Origin of the sequence: Halomonas sp. IOP_14 (genome assembly GCF_021021315.1) — a bacterium.
In the GTDB taxonomy this organism is placed as follows: Bacteria; Pseudomonadota; Gammaproteobacteria; order Pseudomonadales; family Halomonadaceae; genus Vreelandella; species Vreelandella titanicae.
Genome location: NZ_JAINWD010000060.1, coordinates 1 through 20867, shown reverse-complemented (window position 1 = coordinate 20867; position 20867 = coordinate 1). Strand labels below are relative to the sequence as shown.

General features: G+C 53.7%; 17 protein-coding genes and 1 pseudogene. 5 read left to right on the top strand and 13 right to left on the bottom strand.

Annotated elements, in window-relative coordinates; genetic code table 11:
* Window positions 1-168 precede the first annotated feature (168 nt).
* Window positions 169-1422 (bottom strand): 2-aminoadipate transaminase, encoded by a 1254-nt coding sequence (locus tag K7H09_RS23200; RefSeq protein WP_141440391.1) that lies wholly within the window; start codon window positions 1420-1422, stop codon window positions 169-171.
* A 412-nt stretch (window positions 1423-1834) separates the two neighbouring features.
* On the opposite strand from K7H09_RS23200, the gene K7H09_RS23195 reads away from it, so the two are divergent.
* Both K7H09_RS23195 and K7H09_RS23190 read left to right on the top strand, forming a co-directional pair.
* On the top strand, window positions 1835-2746 hold the full coding sequence (locus tag K7H09_RS23195) for a LysR substrate-binding domain-containing protein (RefSeq protein ID WP_141440390.1): 912 nt from the start codon (window positions 1835-1837) through the stop codon (window positions 2744-2746).
* 390 nt (window positions 2747-3136) lie between these two features.
* Window positions 3137-4021: a LysR substrate-binding domain-containing protein gene (locus tag K7H09_RS23190; protein ID WP_161575225.1), complete on the top strand. Its 885-nt coding sequence runs from the start codon at window positions 3137-3139 to the stop codon at window positions 4019-4021.
* Between the two features lie 16 nt (window positions 4022-4037).
* On the opposite strand, the gene K7H09_RS23185 is transcribed toward K7H09_RS23190, so the two are convergent.
* The 5 genes from K7H09_RS23185 to K7H09_RS23165 are packed head-to-tail and all read right to left on the bottom strand — an operon-like array spanning window position 4038 to window position 10643.
* Entirely contained in the window at window positions 4038-5336 is a 1299-nt protein-coding gene (locus K7H09_RS23185; protein ID WP_141440388.1) for a TRAP transporter large permease, read from the bottom strand.
* Window positions 5337-5361: 25 nt separating this feature from the next.
* Window positions 5362-5859 carry a TRAP transporter small permease gene (locus K7H09_RS23180; RefSeq protein ID WP_141440387.1) on the bottom strand — a complete coding sequence of 166 codons (498 nt, stop codon included), beginning with the start codon at window positions 5857-5859 and terminating at the stop codon, window positions 5362-5364.
* 12 nt (window positions 5860-5871) lie between these two features.
* Window positions 5872-6870 carry a TRAP transporter substrate-binding protein gene (locus K7H09_RS23175; RefSeq protein WP_141440386.1) on the bottom strand — a complete coding sequence of 333 codons (999 nt, stop codon included), beginning with the start codon at window positions 6868-6870 and terminating at the stop codon, window positions 5872-5874.
* Window positions 6871-6897: 27 nt separating this feature from the next.
* Window positions 6898-8544, bottom strand: coding sequence for a hydantoinase B/oxoprolinase family protein (locus K7H09_RS23170; protein ID WP_141440385.1), 1647 nt, complete (start codon window positions 8542-8544; stop codon window positions 6898-6900).
* Entirely contained in the window at window positions 8544-10643 is a 2100-nt protein-coding gene (locus K7H09_RS23165) for a hydantoinase/oxoprolinase family protein (RefSeq protein WP_141440384.1), read from the bottom strand. Before K7H09_RS23165 ends, K7H09_RS23170 begins: the two co-directional genes overlap by 1 nt.
* A gap of 257 nt (window positions 10644-10900) precedes the next feature.
* Here K7H09_RS23165 and K7H09_RS23160 point away from each other — a divergent pair.
* Window positions 10901-11264 (top strand): annotated as a pseudogene (locus tag K7H09_RS23160) (BCCT family transporter); the annotation flags it as partial.
* A gap of 24 nt (window positions 11265-11288) precedes the next feature.
* Here the strand turns inward: K7H09_RS23160 and K7H09_RS23155 are convergent.
* Both K7H09_RS23155 and folK read right to left on the bottom strand, forming a co-directional pair.
* Window positions 11289-12107, bottom strand: a complete 819-nt coding sequence (locus K7H09_RS23155; RefSeq protein WP_141440383.1) for a flagellin N-terminal helical domain-containing protein — start codon at window positions 12105-12107, stop codon at window positions 11289-11291.
* A gap of 74 nt (window positions 12108-12181) precedes the next feature.
* Window positions 12182-12628: a 2-amino-4-hydroxy-6-hydroxymethyldihydropteridine diphosphokinase gene (gene folK, locus K7H09_RS23150; protein ID WP_052475467.1), complete on the bottom strand. Its 447-nt coding sequence runs from the start codon at window positions 12626-12628 to the stop codon at window positions 12182-12184.
* A 167-nt stretch (window positions 12629-12795) separates the two neighbouring features.
* Here folK and K7H09_RS23145 point away from each other — a divergent pair, with 167 nt between their 5' ends.
* Window positions 12796-13542 (top strand): SDR family NAD(P)-dependent oxidoreductase, encoded by a 747-nt coding sequence (locus tag K7H09_RS23145; protein ID WP_027957912.1) that lies wholly within the window; start codon window positions 12796-12798, stop codon window positions 13540-13542.
* A 116-nt stretch (window positions 13543-13658) separates the two neighbouring features.
* Here the strand turns inward: K7H09_RS23145 and ybiO are convergent, their stop codons facing one another.
* The 5 genes from ybiO to trhO all read right to left on the bottom strand — a co-directional run bounded on the left by ybiO (window position 13659) and on the right by trhO (window position 19520).
* Window positions 13659-16058 (bottom strand): mechanosensitive channel protein, encoded by a 2400-nt coding sequence (ybiO, locus tag K7H09_RS23140; RefSeq protein WP_230806181.1) that lies wholly within the window; start codon window positions 16056-16058, stop codon window positions 13659-13661.
* A gap of 158 nt (window positions 16059-16216) precedes the next feature.
* The gene (locus K7H09_RS23135) at window positions 16217-16648 is read right to left on the bottom strand and encodes a YqaA family protein (protein ID WP_027957914.1); all 432 of its coding nucleotides are present in this window, start codon (window positions 16646-16648) and stop codon (window positions 16217-16219) included.
* A gap of 17 nt (window positions 16649-16665) precedes the next feature.
* A complete protein-coding gene (locus K7H09_RS23130) occupies window positions 16666-17487 on the bottom strand; it encodes an IclR family transcriptional regulator (protein WP_230806179.1) in 822 nt (273 codons plus the stop codon).
* A gap of 177 nt (window positions 17488-17664) precedes the next feature.
* Window positions 17665-18471, bottom strand: a complete 807-nt coding sequence (locus K7H09_RS23125) for an enoyl-CoA hydratase (RefSeq protein ID WP_230806177.1) — start codon at window positions 18469-18471, stop codon at window positions 17665-17667.
* A 98-nt stretch (window positions 18472-18569) separates the two neighbouring features.
* Window positions 18570-19520: an oxygen-dependent tRNA uridine(34) hydroxylase TrhO gene (trhO, locus tag K7H09_RS23120; protein WP_027957917.1), complete on the bottom strand. Its 951-nt coding sequence runs from the start codon at window positions 19518-19520 to the stop codon at window positions 18570-18572.
* 210 nt (window positions 19521-19730) lie between these two features.
* On the opposite strand from trhO, the gene K7H09_RS23115 reads away from it, so the two are divergent.
* Entirely contained in the window at window positions 19731-20420 is a 690-nt protein-coding gene (locus K7H09_RS23115) for a pirin family protein (protein ID WP_022521326.1), read from the top strand.
* Window positions 20421-20867 lie beyond the last annotated feature (447 nt).

Here is a 20867-nt window from a genome sequence, read left to right as displayed (position 1 = left end):
TGGGGTAGACCGCCGCCTGGGGCAGGCGCTGATAAATCGAGTTATCCGTCGCCAGCACCGTACGGTTGGCGTAATCGGGAGCGATTTCGCCTTCAAAGCCGTGGGCGCGCAAGGCGTCTAGAAACGCCACATACCCACTGCGCACTGCCACCTCGCCGACCATTGCGATCATGCCTTGAGCGTCTCCAGCGCCTGCTCTATGAGCCCTAGCCCTTCTGCCATGATGTCTGGTTCGGTGGTCAACGGCGGTAATAAACGCAAAACATTACGTTTACGACCACTGGGCATTAATAAAACTCCAGCATCACGGCCTGCTACCAGCAGGTTGGCCAAGTGCTCCGCACCCGTCGCGTTCTCAGTATCTTCAAAGACGATGCCGCGCATAGCGCCAATGCCTGTCATAGCCCCCAGCATGGGGAAACACTCGCTTGCTTTCCAACGCTGGTAAGCACTAACAATCGCCGCTTCTTGCGCATTTGACCATACGGTTAGCGATTCTTCCTGCATGACATCCATCACTGCCAGAGCAGCCGCGCATGCCACCGCATTACCCGAGTAAGTGCCACCCAAGGCACCTTTGGGCAACGCATCCATTAATTCGCCCCGGCCTACTAATGCGGCCAGCGGCAGGCCTGCAGCCATGCTCTTCCCCATGAGTAAAAGATCCGGTTCGATGCCCAAATGGGTAAAGCCAAATCGCTGGCCAGTTCGCCCAAAGCCAGACTGAATTTCGTCACAAATCAATAAAATATTGTGTTTATCGCAAACTACTCGCAGCGCTTTGGCAAACTGCGGGCAGAGTAAACGAAAGCCACCTTCGCCCTGAATAGGCTCAACGATAATGCTGGCTACTTCATCGGCGGGTATTTCAACTTCAAACAGCCTCTCCAGCGCATCAAGCGCCTGCTCAGCCGTCACACCGCTATCCCGGCTAGGAAAAGGCAGGTGATAAACCGGCCCCGGCAAGGCTCCTAATCCCGATTTGTAAGGTTTAACTTTGCCGTTTAGGTTTAACGCTGCCAGCGTCCGGCCATGGAAAGCATCGTCAAAAGCAATAACCGCTTGCCGCCCCGTTACGCCGCGGGCAACTTTAAGCGCATTTTCGGTAGCCTCCGCGCCACTATTCGTCAGCATGCACGACAACGGATACGACACCGGCACGAATTGATTCAGCGCCTCTACCACCGCTAAATAGCCACGATGCGGCAGGGCATTAAACGCAGAGTGCATTAAGGTCTCGACTTGGGCTTTAACGGCTTCGACAACCGCTGGATGGCTATGGCCAAGGTTCAGCACACCAATGCCACCGATAAAATCGATATAACGCTGGTCGGCTTCATCCCAAACTTCAGCATTACGCCCACGAGCAATACAAATCGGGTGTATGACACCCAGCGCGGCACTTACATGAGGAAGATCCATTGCCGTGACGTCTCCTGTCATTTCGTATGAATGACAGTATCAAAGCAAATTCACGCAACAGTTCACAAACGAAAAAAAACGCTCAATGCATGCCAAATTGGAATACATAACCTCAGTCATTCTTGGGTTTACTGCGCAACAAACAGCACTACGGGGATATAGAATGCACTTTCTTAATAAACTTAACGCGATTCACTCTTTTGTGAGCATCTGGTAATGTTCGTAGTTTGGGCCTGCCACGGTGGGTTCCAAACTGTTAACGAGCGACCTGGGGTTATTGGACATGACGGCTGTGGAGTGGCTTCAATCGCGCCGACCTGACAAGTATCAGTAAGCAGCGTCACTCGCTGCATGAACCACTATAAAAAACCTAGCTTTCCTAGGGACTTTCAGGCTATGAGGAGTGCCTGGCTTGGCATCACGCAACCTTCCTTCTACTGTGGCTATGCAGTGCTTCGAAGCGGCAGCACGTCATATGAGCTTTACTCGTGCAGCAGACGAGCTAAACCTCACGCAGAGTGCTGTCAGCAAACAAGTCGCGCACCTCGAAACCACCTTGCAACACAAGCTATTTCGACGCGTTCGACGTAGCCTGCTGCTAACCCCAGAAGGTGCCATTTATTTAAGTGACGTTCGTAAAGTACTCACTCAAATTGAAATGTCGACGCAAGCGATAATGACCTACAGCGGTAATAGCGAGGTTCTTAAAGTCGCGACATTACCTAGCTTCGGTAGCCGTTGGTTGGCCAATAAGTTGCCAGCCTTTCTGGCCGCTAATCCAGGTATTAGCTTGGAATTTCATGATCGGGTTAAAGATTTCGATCTTGAGCAGCAAGATATCGATATTGCACTGTTTTATGGGCATGGCAGCTGGCCAAGCCTTGCTTGTCATAAGCTTATTGATGAGGACATGGTTGCGGTTGCTTCTCCAGAATTACTGGCTCAACACCCCATTTACAAGGTTGACGATTTAACTCGATTACCTCTACTCCACCTTTCGACCCGCCCTGATGCCTGGCACCATTGGTTTGCAAACCAAGAGATTATCACTGACCGCAGCTATCATGGGACTCGCTTCGAGACCTTTCCTATGCTTGTGCGAACAGCAATGGCAGGGGGAGGTGTTGCGTTAGTTCCTCACTTTACCGTAGATGAAGAGCTAGACGATGGCCGACTAAAGCTGGCTTGGCCATATAGATTACTTAGCGAAAGTGCTTACTATCTTGTCTATCCCGAACATTTAGGAGAGCTTGCTAAAGTACGGCGTTTTGTAGAGCACATTACTACGTTTAATTGCATTTCTAATTCTCTCCCTGGAAGCTGATAGTTGCGAGTGAACTCGCGTGGCTTAAGGTACCATCGCAGCCCTGAATGATAGTGCCGCTAATCGTTTAGCATCCCTTACTAGCTCTGTTTGAAAACTGACTGCGCTCGACCATAAGGCGTTAAAAATCGGCTCATGCGCGAGTCCGATCAAAGTACTCATTTACACGATGTAAACTCCGTCTTTTCGCCGATTTTTGCCTTGTCTGACCTTCGCTCGCCGACTTTTCAAAAGCCTAAAGCGACCCTTGAAACCACATTGCGGTAGAGCTTGCATAAGAGACGAATGTCTGTAGTGTTAAACCTACCAACAATAATACCCAACGCCTTGCTCTAGTACGCTCAAAGTCAGCAAATGATAATTAATGCGAGGATAGGGATGAGAAAGCGAATGCCCTCCACCAATGCGCTACGCGCATTTGAAACCATTATGAAAAGAAGGTCGGTGAAAGACGCCGCTGACGAAGTATTTTTAACACCCCAAGCGGTCAGGTATCAGATAAAAACGCTGGAAGAACTGCTTGGCTGCGAGCTATTTATCCTCAATGGCAACCGCCTGGAACCAACCACCAAGGCCCTGGAACTGCTTGGCTATATTACGCACAGCCTCGACATTTTAGAGGAAGGGATGAATGCTCTAGATACAAATAGCAGCAAACTCTATCTGCATGTATCGCCCTATTACGCCAACAATATATTGATTCCCCGGCTTCACGAGTTCACCGAACAACACCCCCATATCGATTTGCGCATATCCATTGGCGCCGAGAACACCAACTTCAACACCAAGGACATCGATATCGCCATACAGTGGGGCTATGGACAATGGAGCGGCTTTCAGGCCGAACCTTTGATGAACGACTTTAAGGTCATCACAGCAACACCTGAGCTACTTGAGAAGCGGCCATTAAAAAGTAGCCAAGATTTGATGGCGCATCGTCTGATTTCTCCTTGGGTTCACAATTCTCTCTGGATCGATATTTTCGGTATATTGGGAACCAAGCAGGACATGATGAGCGAAGAGTTTCTTTATCTACATGACAACGAAGCCATTCTCAAAGCGACACTTTCCAGCATGGGAGTGGGCCTAGTCTCTAAGCCTGAGGCTGTTGAAGCGATTGCAACAGGGGCGTTGATAGCCCCTCTGGGTATTGATCTTCTCGACGAACTTCCCGATCACAAAATACCAAAATTCTACCTCATGCGACAGCTCAATAAAGACGAGAGCCCACTGATGAAGCACTTCACACAGTGGGCTAAAGTAAATTTACGTTAATAACGGCGTAGCAAAACTACATTACACTCGGCAGCCAAGTAACAATGCCTGGGAATATGACCAATATTAACGCGGCTAAGCAGAGGATAAGAAAGAACGGCAGCGCGGCAAGCGTGACCTGCCAGATATTCCTTCCCGTAATGGACTGCAATACAAAAAGATTGAATCCCACGGGTGGCGTGATCTGTGCCATTTCGATTATCACCACCGCATAGATCCCAAACCATAGCAGGTCAATGCCAGCCGACTGCAGCATCGGCAAGACCACGGCGCTACTTATCACCAGTATCGAGATACCCTCCAGAAAACAACCCAGCACAATGAAGAATATCGTCAACACGAATATCAACATGTAAGGAGAAAGCTCCAGAGCATTCACCATCTGAGCCAGGTAGAGAGGAATCCCTATAAAGGAAAACGCCGATGAAAGCACTGCGGCGGCGGCCACAATGAAGGCGATCATACAGGCAATCCGTGTTGCCCCAAGCAAGCTTTCCACAAAGGTCTGTTTACTGAGTGAACCCGTAAAATAGGCGATCATTAGCGCGCCGATCACGCCAAAGGTAGCCGACTCCGTCGGTGTGGCAATACCTGCGTAAATGGAACCAATAACAGCAACGATCAGGAGCATGATAGGCAAAAGCCTAAGGGATGCGCTTAGCCGCTGTACCAGGCTCATTTGTGGCTCACGTGGCGGCATTTTATCCGGGTTGAATAGTGCCCAGATGGCGATATATGCCATGAATAGCAAAACCAGCATCAACCCCGGCAGTATCCCCGCCATGAATAGCCTAGCCACGGACTGCTGGGCCACTACCCCATAGACGATTAGTACAATGGACGGAGGGATCAGCAATCCCAATGTCGCCGAACCGGCCAGGGTGCCGATCATTAGGCGATCGTTGTACTTGCGTTCTTTCAACTCTGCCATGCTCATGCGGCCTACGGTGGCAGCGGTAACCGCCGAAGAGCCTGCTACCGCCGCCATGATGCCACAGCCCAACACATTGACATGCAAGAGCCTACCGGGCAGCCACCCTACCCAGGGGGCAAGCCCCTTGAACATCTGTCGGGAGAGCTTGGTGCGAAATAGTATCTCACCCATCCAGATGAATAGCGGCAGTGCTGTCATCGGCCAGGCTCCGCTAGACTCCCATACCTTGCCGATGACTAGATCTCCCAGAGGTACGGGGGTAAACATTGCTAACGCCCCAATACCAATACCCAATAAGCTCACGGCGACCCATATGCCCGACGCCAGTAAGCTGATGAGCGCCACCAGAACAAAGCCTAGTGCTAGCAGTGTAGAATCCATGGTCACCTCAACCTAAAAGCATGCATTACGATGTGTGAGCGGAAAGGTAAGAAACATCGCGTTTCATCAGCACACCGATTAGGTCATCGAGTACGGCGAGTGTCATAACCGCAAGCCCAATCACCATGCCCGTCTGGGGTACCCACAGGGGAATGGCCATCAATCCGGGACTCACCTCACCGAAGACATATCCCTGCCAGGTGAATATGACGGCCTTCCAGGTGAGCCAGAAAAGAATGACGAAGGAACACAGACACACCCATGCTTCAAATAGGCGCTTCAGCTTCGGTGGCAGAGAATCGATCACCAGCGTGACACGAACATGGGCACCGTGCCGCATCGAGTAGCCGAGCCCCAGGAAAGTCGAGGCCGCCAGGCAGAAACCGGCGAACCCGGTTGCATCCACGGTGTACCCCAACTGCCTGCCGACTACTTGAGCGACAACCGATAGGCCGATGGCGGCGAGAAAGAAAGCCGCCAAGCCGCCTGATAATCGGTATAAGCCCTCAAGGAACATTCTCATAATGCGTTCCCCTTATTCAGCGCTATCGCGCCACTCGACGTAGGCATCAACGATCTGATTAGCTTCGTCGCTGGCATCCTCTCGCCACTTGGCAAGTATCGTTTCACCAACGTCATTGATCGCGGCCTGCAGCTCATCCGTGGCCTGAGTTACCGTGACACCATGCTCTTCAAGTACGCCCTGGTTTTCGGTAGAGCGTGCTTGGCTCATTTCCCAGCCGCGCTCATGGGCGTTACGGGCAGCGTCACGCACCACTTGCTGCAGCTCGTCATCTAGTGTGTCGAATGCAGAAGGATTGATGATAAGGGCGTTGATGTTGTGCATTGTGCCGGTATAAGTGAAGTAATCTGCGTAGTCCCATACTTGGACATCGATCCCGGTCTGGGCACTAGTGAACAAGGAGTCGATCATATTGGTCGAGAACGCCTGGGGCACCTCTGAGAACGGCAGAATCGTGGCATTGAAGCCCAGCTCTTGTGCCATTTGCTGGGTCGGTTGAGAGTAAATCCGTATGGACATGCCGTCGGTATCGTCCGTCGACTCGATTGGCTTATCGGCAAAGAAGCCTTGGCCTGGCCAGGAGACATAGGCCAGCGGCAAGATACCCTGTTCGGCCATCACCTCTTCATAGTAAGGCTGCAGAAGCTCATTTAGTCGATAGCCCTCTTCATAGGTAGTGGCCAGACCGGGCAGGCTATCGATACGAAACACCGGGTGTTCGTTACTGTACGCCCCCAGACGGATCTCACCGAGCTGGACAACGCCGCGCTGCACGGAGCGCTTGATCTCGTCATGGCTCACCAGGGTGCCGTTGCTGCGCATATCAATCGTGATACGTCCGTCGCTCTTTTCTTCTACTTCCTCGACAAATTCACGCAAATTTTGTGTGAAGAAGCTGTTGTCAGGGTAACCAGTCGCCATCATCCAGCTAGTATTGGCCTGTAGCGAGGGAATGTAGATCATTCCCACCGCTGCAATGACAGGTACCAGGTAGGTGTTCTTGTAATTCATCGTCAATTCTCCAACTTGGGGTTGTGATCAGGAAGGCTTCAGATAAAGTTCATCCGCAGCCTGCTGAGTGACGTATCCATCCTCGATATCCGCGCGTACCGCATCCTTGCTGCGTTCGGTAAAACTGCCGTATCCTCCCCCACCGGGTAATTCGAGGACGACAATCTCGCCGGGTGCTATAAACTGCAGCCCTTTTGATTTGAGTGGTTTTCCAGACTTCAAGTACACATTGCCGCACGCCCCAGGGAGCCCGCCGGCATGCCCCATGGCTGGGTGCCTCACCCGTTCGAACATGGCGTTGAAACTGAAGGCATAGCCCTCCTTAGCACCGAATTCGATGACCTGTCCCAGGCCGCCCCGGTGTTTGCCAGCGCCTCCGGAATCTGGTCTCAGCTCTTTACGCCAAATGATGATGGGGCCTACGCTCTCGGTAACCTCCACCGGCATGGTGTGAACGCCGCTGGGGAATGCTGTCGCGTTAAGCCCATCCGAGCCAGGGCGCGCACCGGTACCACCACTGTTGAACAGCAGCACCTCCGATGTTTCCGCCTCGTGTAACCCCTGTTTGTGCAGACTGACATGCAAGTTCCACAACGCACTGGCGCCCTCGGCAGGAGCCACATCGGGTACAGCTTTTTTGAGAGCCCCCAGCACCAGATCAGGCACCAAGTGCCCGATGGCGTGTCGAACCGCCACCGGTGCCGGGCGCTTGGCGTTAAGAATGCAGTTGTCTGGCGCCGCTGCCTTGAAGGGCTTCAGTGATGCCCAGTTATTAGGTACCTGTGGGGCGATGGCGCATTTCAGCCCATAGCAGCCATAGGCCTTGCTGTAGACCAGCGGGACATTGATACCGAACGAGCTCTGCGGTGAAGAGCCGGCAAAGTCCATCAGAATCTCGCTATCATCAATAGTCAGCGCGACGTTTAGCGTGAGCGGTTCGTCATACCCATCGGTTGCCATGCTGTAGTCATAGGTACCCTTGGGTAGCTGGTTGATTTTCTCAATCGTCGTCGCTTCGCTGTGGTGGAAAATGAAGTCGGCAATGCCTTCAATATCGTCCAGCTCAAACTCAGCCATCATCTCAAGTAGACGCTTTCTACCAGTGTCGTTGCAGGCGGCCAGGGAGTAGAAGTCTCCCACCACCTGATCCTTCTCACGCACGTTATTGGCGAGGATATTGATTAAGTCCTTATTGACCATGCCCTCATAAAAGAGCTTGGTTAGGGGGATCAGTAGCCCTTCCTCGTAGAGCGAGCGCCCATCAGGGCCGAACCCCCTCCCTCCAATATCCACCACATGGGCAGTGGAGCCGAAGAATCCCACTAATTCATCCCGATTAAACACCGGGGTAATCACCGTGATGTCATGCAGGTGCCCCGTCGCTTTCCAGGGGTCATTGGTGACGAAGACATCGCCCGGTTTCATGTCGTGATAGCCGAAATGGTCAATGAAATGAAACACCGACTCGGCCATGGTATTGACGTGCCCAGGGGTACCCGTCACCGCTTGCGCCATCAACCGTCCGCGTTTGTCATAAACCCCCGCCGAGAGATCGCCAGCCTCGCGAACGCTGGTGCAGAAAGCGGTCTTAATCAAAGTGACAGCTTGCTCTTCCACCACCGAGATCAGGCGGTTCCACATGATTTGCTTGGAAACGTCCAATTCGACACTCATCAGTTTTTCTCCACCCTGTTTTTTTCGATGAACAAACAGCCATCCCCCTCTACCTGCATCCGGTAACCCGGTGGCACGATCGTTGTTGTTTCGGTCTCCACGACCACCAAAGGGCCTTCGCACTGGGCACCCAACGGCAGGTCATCTCGCTCATACACCAGATAGGAGAGCGGTCGGTTTCGCGATGCATCGACAATCTGCCGGGTCGTATGGGGAGTCGGATCCTGTCGCATGGTCACGGCATCAGATGCAGAAGGCTGTGTCGCCGGTGGCAGGTGAGAACGTACATTAAGTGACCAGCTGACTACTTCTGCATCCAGGCCATCGACGGCATGGCTGAATAGTCGGGTATAGGCTGCGATGAAATCCTGCTTGAGCCGAGCCTCACAGCCCTCGGGTAGACTTAGCTCGTCCACCTCAATGGGAATTTCCCAGCCCTGACCCGCGTAGCGCATATAGGCTTTCAGTTCATAGACATACGCCTTGTCTCCTCCGGCATCGCCGACGAACGATTCCACTTCTTGCCGCATGTCCTTGATCAGCGCGTTGGCCTTTTCACGATCAAAGCTTGCGAGCCGCATGACGCTGCTGCGTAGGGATTCGTAGCTGAACGGTGCCTTGAGGAAGCCGATGGCCGATCCGACGCCTGCACCGGGGGGAATCAGCAGGCTGTCGACGCCAAGCTTTTGGCAGAGACGGGCGGCATGTGCTGGTGCGGCGCCACCAAATGCGATCATGGTGTAAGTATCCAGTTCACAGCCGCTTTCCACCGCATGCATGCGAGCGGCATTGGCCATGTTCTCATTCACCACTTCGCTGATTGCGTAGGCCGCGTCTGCCGCAGCACCGCCCAGCTGGGAACTGATCTTCCTTTCAATGGCGGCATGGGCAGCTTCGATATCAAGGTTCATGCTGCCACCGGCAAATCCCTGGGGATCAAGTTTGCCCAGCAAGAGATCGGCATCGGTGACGGTAGGATGCTCTCCGCCAAGGCCGTAGCAGGCTGGTCCGGGTTCGGATCCGGCACTTTCAGGCCCAACACGAATCTGTTTAAGGTCATCCACAGAAGCGATTGACCCACCACCGGCGCCGATCTCCACCATTTCAATGACGGGAATGGAGATGGGCATACCGCTGCCTTTCTTGAAGCGATACGATCTCGCCACCTCAAAGGTTCGCGAGGTCTTGGGCTTCATGCCATTAATCAAGCAAACCTTGGCTGTTGTGCCGCCCATATCAAAGGAAACAACGCGTTTCAGGTCGTGTTTTTCAGCAATATAGGAGGCATAAATGGTCCCTCCCGCAGGTCCAGACTCAAGGAGTCTGACCGGAAATTCGGCAGCTGTATCAAGGGAAATCAACCCCCCACCCGAGTGCATGAGGTACACAGGGCATGTGATGCCACACGCCTTTAGGCGCTCCTCCAGCCGCTCCAGATAGGAGGACATCAGGGGTTTTACATAGGCATTGGCACAGACGGTATTGAAACGCTCGTACTCCCGAATCTGTGGCGATACATCACTTGATATCGAAACTGAAACCCCACGCAAGTTTTCTTCAATGGCTTTTTTTACCTGGCGCTCGTGAGCAGGGTTTCGATAACTATGCATCAGCCCGACGGCAATGCTTTCATAGCCTTCTTGCCGAATTTTTTCGATGACTTCCTGAAGCATATCGTGGTTGATAGGCATCAGTTCCTCACCATTGGCGGCGATCCTGCCGCCTATCACATACCGATCATGGCGCGGGATGAGTGGTGCTGGCAGTGCAATATTCAGATCATATTGTTCGAAGCGGCTTTCGGTACGCATTTCAATGACGTCGCGAAACCCTTCCGTGGTAATAAACGCCGTATGCGCACCGCGCCGCTCAATTAGCGAATTAGTCGCCAGGGTAGTGCCATGAATCACGGTGTCGATGTGTGAGAAGGAGACATCAGCTACCTCAGCGGCTTTTTTAATGCCATCGATAATCGCCTGTTCAGGCTGCGTATAGTTGGTCAGTACTTTAGCGGAAAATATCTCTTCTCCTTTCTCAAGGGCGACATCCGTAAACGTCCCTCCGATATCGACACCCACCCGTATCTTACTTTCACCCATTACCCAGTCCCCTTTCTCAATACAGCTTTTGGAGAATTGATTCAGTTAACCATCCGTTCACTAGAACCTAGCGGCTACTGGGCATGGGGACTATTCAAAAAAATTTCGTCGGAGGTAAAAACAATTGAGGTTGCGAAAATTAATTTATCGCCTAATCTATGGCTTTTAAAATCGGTGATCGACTTGTTGCTTGGTTCGCCCCCCTGCTGCTTGAGTACCTCAAGTAAACGGTAGAGCCTAAAACGACTGAAACGTAGGCGTTCAATAACTTTCAGTTTGACGTCGCGACGTTAACTGTGGCCCAAGCGGAACCTGGGTGGTCTTTGCGATTTTGTTGTTAACCACCATTTTGTGGCCACCACCGGTGACTCGGTGAGCTACGCGATTGCGGTTGTTGGCGCAGGCCACGACGATCCAAGCCCTTATATACGCGCCTTCTGGGGGATCGCCATGGCGGTTATGGCGGCGGTGCTGTTATATATGGGAGCTGGTCAAATTTCGGCCCTTCAACAATTTATTGTGATAACCGCCATCCCAGTATCGTTCATTTTATTGCCCTCACTGTGGGATGGCCCTAAAGCGGCCTACGCCATGGCACGGGAACAGGGCATTATTGATTAAGAGAGCTGCGCTACAGTGCTTACCTTATAGCCCTTCCAGCAGGCGCAAAATCATCTGCGGCTGCTGGTTGGCCTGAACCAACATAGCAATGCCTGCCTGCTGCAGGATCTGGGCGCGCACAAGGTTGGAGACTTCCTGAGCGTAATCGGCATCCTGAATACGCGACTGGGCAGCGGAAGTGTTGATAATGTTGGTATTAAGCCCATCAATCACGCTTTCAAAGCGATTCTGCACGGCCCCCATATAGCTGCGCTGACGATCTACGCGCTTGATAGCGTCATCCATGGCCGCCAGCGGGCTCTCTGTCGCGCTTCCTTCCAAAACGCTAAAGCCCTCCAGCCCCAGCGCCTGCAAGCTCATCCCTTCAAAACGCACTGTGATGATATTGCCATCGTTAGCACCGACCTGGATATTTAGCGATTTTGACTCGTCAATCAATCTACTGCCATTGAAATTACTCTGCCCGGCGATCCGCTCAATCTCTTCTAAACGTTGATCAATTTCGTCTTGGATAGAAACAAGATCGTCGGAAGAGTTGGTACCGTTAGCTGCTTGTACACTCAGCTCACGGATGCGCTGTAGGTTGTCGTTAATCTGATTAAGCGAGCCTTCCGCCGTCTGCACCATTGATATGCCATCATTGGTGTTGCGGATCGCCTGGGTCATACCTTTGATTTGCGCCGTCATACGGTTGGCAATCGCCTGGCCGGCAGGGTCATCCTTGGCACTATTGATGCGCAGCCCAGAAGAGAGGCGCTGCATTGCGGTCTGCATGGCCTGCTGACTGCCGCGCAGATTATTCTGCACGATAAGCGACATCAAATTGGTATTTAGGCTGAACAACGCACACCTCGGGCAAAAGGGTAGCCCCCCAAAATCTAGAGGCTATGGCGTTACTATCGGCCTAAACGCAAAAATCATGAACACTTTTGAGGCTCAAGGCTGCGGCCACTACTCGCCAGCACTTCATCGACGGGCTTTTTCACGTAGTCGTGCAGGTAGTAACCGTCATCGACCACCTCTCCATCCCAAGCCACAATGTCTAGATCCATGGTACGTGGCCCCGATTTAATCGCTCCCCGAACACGGCCCAAACGATCTTCCACCCCTTTGAGATAAGCACGAAACGCTTCACGCTCAAGCGGTGTGCTCACCAATAGCGCGGCGTTTAGGAAGTCGGGTTGCTGCTGGTACCCCACCGGCTGGGTGCGAATCGTTTTGGAACGGGCCAACAGATCGCACTCACGGTTAATGATATCGACCGCCTGAGCCACATAGTGGTCTGGGTCGATGTTAGAACCTAAAGAGATCAAGCACTCATGCAGCGCTTCAGATTGTTTGGTAAACAACGTCGTTGGTGGCATAGCGACATCCTGTTAAAAGTGACGTCTTCTTGAATGGCCCTGTAAGCAGGACTCATCTATCAATACCTCTAAGCACGTGCCACGTGCAAGCTGTGTATAAGTTATTGACAAACGCTACACTCACGCAGAAAGTCTTCCTATACCAATAAAACAGTAGGGAACGCTTTATGCATCATCAGGCTGCTCTGGTAACCGGCGGTGCTACCCGCTTGGGCCGATTCTTCTCCGAAGCGTTGGCTGATGCCGGTTTTGATATTGCTCTACACGTTAATCGCTCCCGCAAAGAGGCCGAAGAGGTCGCCAGCGGTATCCGCGCTAAAGGGCGGGAGTGCGAAATATTTTCCTGCGATTTTTTAAACGAAGACTTAAACGACTTACTCCAGTCGGCCAAGCAGCGCTTCCCAGGGCTTAATTTGCTGCTGAACAGCGCCTCTGCCTATGAACCAGCGCCGATCTCGACGACCGAGCTGGCGATGCTGGAGACACAGTTCAGGGTCAATATGTTTACCCCGCTACTGCTCACCCGTTACTTTGCCGAAACCGTTCAAGAGGGCCAGGTGATCAATATCATCGATAATAAGGTGGCCTATCACCAGTATCCCTATGCAGCCTATTTGCTATCGAAAAAGAGCCTAGCGGAGATGACTCGTATGGCGGCACTGGAGTTCGCACCGCGCATTCGCATTAACGGCATCGCCCCTGGCGTGGTACTGCCCGCTTCCCAGCGCACTAGCGCCTATATTGAGTGGCGTATTGAAGGCATTCCGCTCAAGCGCCAGGGGCACCCCGACCACCTTGTACAAGCTCTGCACTACTTGTTGGACAACCCCTTTGTAGCGGGGCAGATTCTGTTTGTCGATGGCGGAGAGTCAATCAACCTAGAGGGGCGTCACTCGGAAAATTACTCGGCTTAAAGAACTTTACTTAAGAACTTGGCTTTAAAATTTCTTCTGCTCCAAACGCAGCGGGGCCGCCCGAAGGCGGCCCCGCTGAATGCTAAGATGAGCACCGTTTAGGTTTCATCAACATCTTAGATTTCATCAACATCGTCGTGGTCGGGCTTTAGATGGTCAGGTTCGCTAATCTTCTGCACGTCCTGCTGGGTGTCGCTCTTAGCAGCCGGTGTAGCCACCGCTGACTCCTCCACCTTTTTCTCTTTAGCGGTCGACTCCAATACCCGCACATGGGCAGGCGGTGGGTTGCCGTTTTTGTTATCGCCAAAGTAAAGCGTGGTGTGCGGGAAGGGTATTTCGATACCCGCCTCATCAAAGCGCAGTTTAACCAGGCGATTGTAGGCACGACCCACGGCCCACTGATCACCCGGCGTGGTTTTAATGACCACACGGATGTTTACAGAGCTATCTGCCAGGGCAGTAACCCCCGCAACGGTGAGATCAGCCAGCAGCTTGTTGCCGTGCTCTTCGCTGGCTTTGAGATCCTCAAAGGCCAGTTTGAGCTGCTCAATGGCTTCGTCAATGCTCTCGTTATAGCCAATGCCGTATTCGCCCACATGGTTGCCGTACTCACGCATGTAGTTAGATACGGTATCCACACTGGAGAACGGCACGATGTGATAAGTACCGGATAGATCACGAATCCCTACAGAGCGGATACTGAGCCGCTCGGCGGTGCCCGTCACGCCGCCTACTGTCACCACGTCACCGGTGTTCATGGCATTTTCAACCTGGATAAACACCCCGGTGATAACGTCCTGCACCAGTTTCTGGGCGCCAAAACCAATCGCTAGACCAAGCACACCGGCACCGGCAATCAGTGGACCGATATTAATGCCAATTTCCGACAGCACGATCATGCCGGTAATCGTGACCATAGCGATTGCCAGGGCATTACGAAACAGGCTGAGCAGGGTTTTTGCCCGCGCCGAGGGCTCACCGTAGCCGGTTTCCGGATTGAGCTTATGCTCGATCAGGCTTGCCAGACCCAGCCACACGGCGAGCGCCACGATCAAAATCACCGCAACACTGGTCAGGTTACCGACCAGCACGGCGCCACCTTCAGAGGCATACCAGGCAGCTAGATCAAAGGCGCCCCAAGCGTTCAGCACCATCATGATGACCACAATCAGAATGATCGTACGCAGCACGCGAAGCGCATTGGGTACGTAGCTGTTCAAGCGCTTTTCAAGCAGCGGTAGTTTGCGCCGCAGATCGTCCGACAGGGTAATCCGACGGCCAATGGTCTGGGTAAGAAGCGAGGAGACCAATAACCCCACAACAATGGCAGCCAGGGACTTCAAGGTGGCAAACATTACAAACGGCAGCGCATCGCCAGGGCGCGTTAACGTCAGCACAAATACGATCAAGAAATAGAACAGCGCGAACAGGTGCCAGGTACGTGCAAATAGCTGCAGAGAGACGCGGCTGGCAGTCAGCGTTGATTTTGCCGCCATCTCGTTCAGGTTATCGCGCAGGCGGGCGCGGTTTCTTAGCACCACAACCACCGCATAGATAAACGCCAACAGCATAATCAGCGTACCGACCGCTTGACCCAGCGAGGCCGCCACATAGAAGTTAACCAGCGGGACTACCACCATCAGGCCATAACCGACCATGCCGATCAGCCGCGCTAACCAGCGGTTCCAGTAGGAGGCTTCCTGGGCAGAGATAGGCAGTAGCCGCAGCCCTTCGTAGCGCGAAGAAAACAGCATCCGCACACCGGCTTTGAGCAGTTCAATAATCAAGAACGCATTTAAAAACAGCGAGGCACGGGTCGAGAGCTCCCCGGCTTCACCAATCGCAAAGGTGGCCAGCAGATTACCACCCACATAGGCCAAGCCGACAAGCAGCACATCGATGACTGCCGCAATCGCCACGCAGAAAACCAAACGTAAAACGGGGGTTAAATTGCTGCCATTCAGCGACCAACCGCTGATTTTGGTAAACAGCGGCTTAGCTAACCGTCGAACAATCATAAACAGCGCAAAAGTGGCGACAATCACCATGCCCAGATTAATCGCCGCACTGGTGAAGGCGGCCATATCAAAGACACTGTCGGCCTCTTGGCCAGAAAACAGACCGCCGACAATGCCTACCACTTGCTCGAACTGGCCCCCCACATCGCTTACCACACGACTGGTGAGCTCAGCGAGTTGGCGCGGCAGAGAGACATCCTCCGGCGCTATCTCACTGCCTTGAGCGGCCGCTTCCGGGGAGAGTTCGGTAGCAACGCCATTGGGCAGCGCTGAGGCTTGATTGCGCAACATCTCAATCAACTCTTGCCGCGACTGCTCATCCTCTAGCAGGTTCGCCAGCGCCTCATAGGACGTAGGCGCTGCTGCTTCAGAGGATGCTGCACCATCGGCGCTGGCCGACTCACTTGGCGCGCTCTGCGCCATTGCTGGCGTGGCTATTAAGGCAATCATTGCCAATAGCCAGACACCTAGCCAGGGTAATAAACGAAGTGGCTTCACACCTAAACCTCCTTTTGGGTGAGTGTTCTGTTCAATCTAACGGCTGCTTAGTTTTACGCAAGCCAATAATAGGCAGCCCAAGTTGCTTACACTCTACACTGCCAGCGCCGCTTGTGAAAAAGTTGTACAGGTTAACATGACTTGATTAATAAGGCGTTTCACTGGCAAAGCGGTAATAGCCACTGCTGTGCCAGCAGTAACACCACCGCGTAACGCACACCTTTAGCGACCACAATCCACGCTAGCGCCCGCCACCAGGGCAGCCGGAAAACGCCGGCCAGTACAGTGAGAGGGTCACCAATAATCGGTGCCCAGGAAATCAGCAGGCTTAGCTCGCCAAAGCGATGATACCAGCGCTCCGCTCGGGCTAAGCTGCGTGGCGAGGCCGGAAACCAGCGGCGATCTTGAAACTGACGCGCATAGCGGCCCATCGCCACGTTGATCATGCTGCCAAGAGTGTTGCCCGCCGTGGCCACCGCCCACAGCCCCAGAGGCGGCTCACCGAGACACCATAGCCGCGCTAGCCACACTTCAGACCCACCGGGAAGCAGCGTGGCGCTGACCAGGGCGACAAAAAACAGGCTTAGCATAGACTCAGTGAGCGACGTTAACGGGGCACCTGCCCACCCAACTGCTGGGTTATCTCATCGGCCGTTTGGCGAACCAGCGCCCCCAGGGTGAGTAAGCGAGCTTCCGGGATGCGCGCCACCGGGCCAGACACTGAGATCGCCGCCAACGGCGTGCCGTGCTCATCAAACACACAGGCGGCCACGCAGTGCAGGCCAATGGCATGCTCTTCACGGTCACAGGCAAAGCCTTGGGCGCGAATCTGCTCCGTTTCCATTTGAAGTGTGTCGGATTGATAGAGCGTATTGACGGTCACTCTTGCCAATTCGCTGCCATCCAGCAGCTTGGCGCGCTCATCATCGGGCATCCACGCTAGCAGCGCTTTACCTACGCCGGAGGCATGCAGCGGCGCGCGGGAACCTAGGCGGGTGATCATGCGCATCATTTGCGGTGATTCATGCTGCGCTAAAAATACCGCCGTGACCCCATCACGAATGCCCAAATTAGCGGTCTCGCCGGTCTCAGCGGTTAAACGGCGTAGAAAAGGGCGACTTGTGGCCACCACGTCGCGGGCTTCAAGAAAGCTATTGCCGATACGGAAGGTTTTGACATCGATTCGCCATAGGCCTTGCTCGTTCTCCTGGGTCACAAACCCCTGACTCTGCAAGGCTTGCAGCAAGCGGTGGGTGGTAGAGGGCGCCAATTCGGCCATCTCTGCCACTTCTGAAAGGGCCAACCCAAGCGGGCTGGCCGCAAGGTACTCCAACAGCGTTAAGCCACGTACCAGCGACTGGCTATGGCCTCCGCTAGCTTTGGCGGTACTCGCCGGACGACCGACCGTCCTGCGTTTGGCTTCACTCACTTGGCTTTCTCCAAATAGGCACTGCTAAAAGACGCTCCCAAAAGCGCTCCTACTACTTACTAAAAGCGCCCTTGCTGACGACGGCTTCCCTAAAATACAAAGGGCGTCAGGATAACGTGACAACATGGCAATTGTCGCGTTTGCGGAAACGAATTCCATTCATTCAGCGATGGTACGTCAGCGATGCCGCCAGTGCGGCGGCCGCTTGGCGATAAACGCATCAATCCCCTCGCTCACATCCTCGGCTAACATATTGCAGGCCATGGTTTTCCCGGCAAAGGCGTAGGCTTCGTCGAGCGGCATGCTCAACTGACGGGCAAACATGGCTTTTCCGGTACGCACCGCAACGGCGCTTTTAGCGCAGATACTGGTGGACAGGGCTTCAGTTGCTTCGTCCAGCGCATCATCATCTGCCACGCGGTTAATCAACCCCCACTCAGCGGCTTGATCCGCGCTTATAAACTCCCCGGTAAGCAGCATCTCCATGGCGTGTTTACGCGCAACGTTGCGGGAAAGTGCTACCGCTGGAGTAGAACAAAACAGGCCAACATTGATACCGGAAACAGCAAAGCGTGCGCTGCGCGCCGCCACCGCCAGATCACAGCTCGCCACCAGTTGGCAGCCCGCAGCGGTGGCTATGCCCTGCACTTTGGCGATGACCGGCACAGGCAAGTGCACAATGGCCTGCATCACTTCGCTACAGCGGGCAAACAGCGCTTGATAGTAGGCTTTATCGGGGTTGGCACGCATCTGCTTCAGATCATGCCCGGCGCAGAAGGCTTTGCCTTCGGCGGCAAGTACCACACAGCGCACGCTGCTATCGTCGGCAATTTCGGCTAACGCGTCGTGAAGCGCTTGCAACATGGCTTCCGAGAGCGCGTTAAAGCGCTCTGGCGCGCTCATCGTCAGCGTTGTGACGCCTTGCTGGTCAAAACGTTGTAGGAGGGAGGCCGTTGTGGAAAGGTCATCAGTGGTGATGGGCATGGTGAACTCCTGAGGTTGAGTAACACTTTGCCCATCAGTCTAGCGCACAAGCTTTACGTACGTTTTTGTTTAAAGATCTTACCTACAAATGCGCTACTTCATTTTTTCATTAGTCGGGTGTCACGGCCTAAGGGGTGCGGCTCGCCGCGCTGTTTGGCTAAATCGATTTGGCGTTGGCGCTCACGGGCCGCCGCGCGGGTCTTCTCCGGCAACGAGTCGATGCAGTGGGGGCAGCTAATCCCTGGCTCGTAAGCAGAAGACTGCATATCCTCGGCGGAGATCGGCATGCGGCAAGCGTGGCACTGCTCGAACTCGCCTTTGCTTAAGTCGTGGCGCACCGTGACCCGGTTATCGAACACAAAGCACTCACCGCGCCACAGCGACTGCTCTTCCGGGACTTTTTCCAGGTAGTTCAGCACGCCGCCTTTTAAGTGGTAGACCTCTTCAAAGCCTTCTTTAAGCATAAAGCTGGAGGCTTTTTCACAGCGGATGCCACCGGTGCAGAACATCGCTACTTTCTTATGTTTTTCCGGGTCGTAGTGCTCGCGCACGTACTCAGGAAACTCGCGGAATGTGGTGGTTTTAGGATCGATCGCCCGCTCAAAGCTGCCAATCGCCACTTCGTAATCATTGCGGGTATCGATCACCAGTACTTCCGGGTCGGCAATAATGTCGTTCCAGTTTTCCGGCTCGACGTAAGTGCCCACGGTATCGTTAGGGTCGATATCCGGCACGCCGAGGGTGACGATCTCTTTTTTGAGTTTGACCTTGGTGCGGTAGAACGGCGTTTCGTCACAAAAAGACTCTTTGTGATCAATATCAGCCAAGCGTGGGTCAGCAGTCAGCCAGGTCAACAGTGCGTCGATACCTTCGCGGCTGCCCGCCACCGTGCCGTTAATGCCCTCTTTAGCGAGCAGCAGCGTGCCCTTTACATCGTTATCGAGCATGGTTTGGCGCAGCGGTTCGCGCAGCGCTTCGAAGTCGTTCAGGGTGACAAATTTGTACAGCGCTGCGACCACAATGGGCGGCGTTTGAATAGTTACTGACATGCAAAACTCCTGGTAGTCACCCTCGCAAAGGGCGGACCGGGTTAGAAGAGGCCAGGATTTTACTCGAAAGCTAACCAAAAGTTTAGCGCTGGCAATCACATTTAATACATCGATTTATTCGACAGGAACGTGCAGAAAGCTTCACCCCACGGAGCGTCAGTAAGGCGTATATTGTCATTATTCAATCTCACGCAACCTGCGGAGCACACCATGATTATTCGTCGTTCAAACGAGCGGGGCTACGCCGACCACGGCTGGCTGCGTTCTTTCCATACCTTTTCCTTTGCCAACTACGTTGACCGCAACCATATGGGGTTCCGCGCTCTGCGCGTGATCAATGAAGACCGCGTAGCGGGCGGCCATGGTTTTGGCGCCCATCCTCACCGGGATATGGAGATCATCTCCTATGTGCTTGAAGGTGAGATGGAGCACAAAGACAACATGGGCAATGGCGAGGTGATGCGCCCGGGCGATGTGCAGCGCATGTCGGCGGGCACCGGCGTGCTGCACAGCGAGTTTAATCACTCCAAGGAGAACGGGCTGCACTTCCTGCAGATCTGGATTGAACCCAAGCAGCTCGGCATTAAACCCAGCTATGAGCAAAAGGCTTTTCCTAGCGCTGAGCGTCAAGGGCAATGGCGTTTAGTGGCTTCTGAAGAAGGCCGCGACGGGTCTGTGAGCATCAACCAGGATGTGAACCTTTACGCGGGTTTGTTTAACGCTGGCGAACAGGCAACAGCGCCGCCTTCGCGCTATGCTTGGCTGCATGTGGTGAACGGCGAAATGGAGATTAACGGTGAGACGCTGAGCGCAGGCGACGCCGCGGCGTTCCAACCGGATGAGGCGATAAACCTTACCGGCAAGGAAGCAGGCGAAGTGCTGCTGTTTGATTTGGCTTGATCAACGGTTAAAAAGCCTAGCCCAATATTAAACGGCTTCTCAAAAAGGGGAAGCCGCCAAATTCGACACCTGCACCCGATAAACATCAGCACTCAGTTTAGCCTGTAATACGCGCCCCTTTTCACAGCGCCTACCGCTTCCACAGCGTGCACAAGTCTCCTTCTTGTAAGCCATGGCTTAAAATTTTGTAAGCGATCTCTTACAAGCGTGTAAGAGATCCCTGTCACTTGTCCTCCAGGCCTTGCTCTCTGGCCCCGGCTCGCTACCCTGATCGTTTCTCATTGACTGGTAATGATCCAAGGAGCGGAGCGATGGCGGATAACACCGGCCTTCAGTTTACCCTGACCCTTCCCGGGGCTTCTGACACGGCGGTGGTGAGCTTTACCCACCGCGAAGCGCTGTCGGAGACGTTTGCGCTCACCGTTGAGTTCGCCAGCCGCACCCACG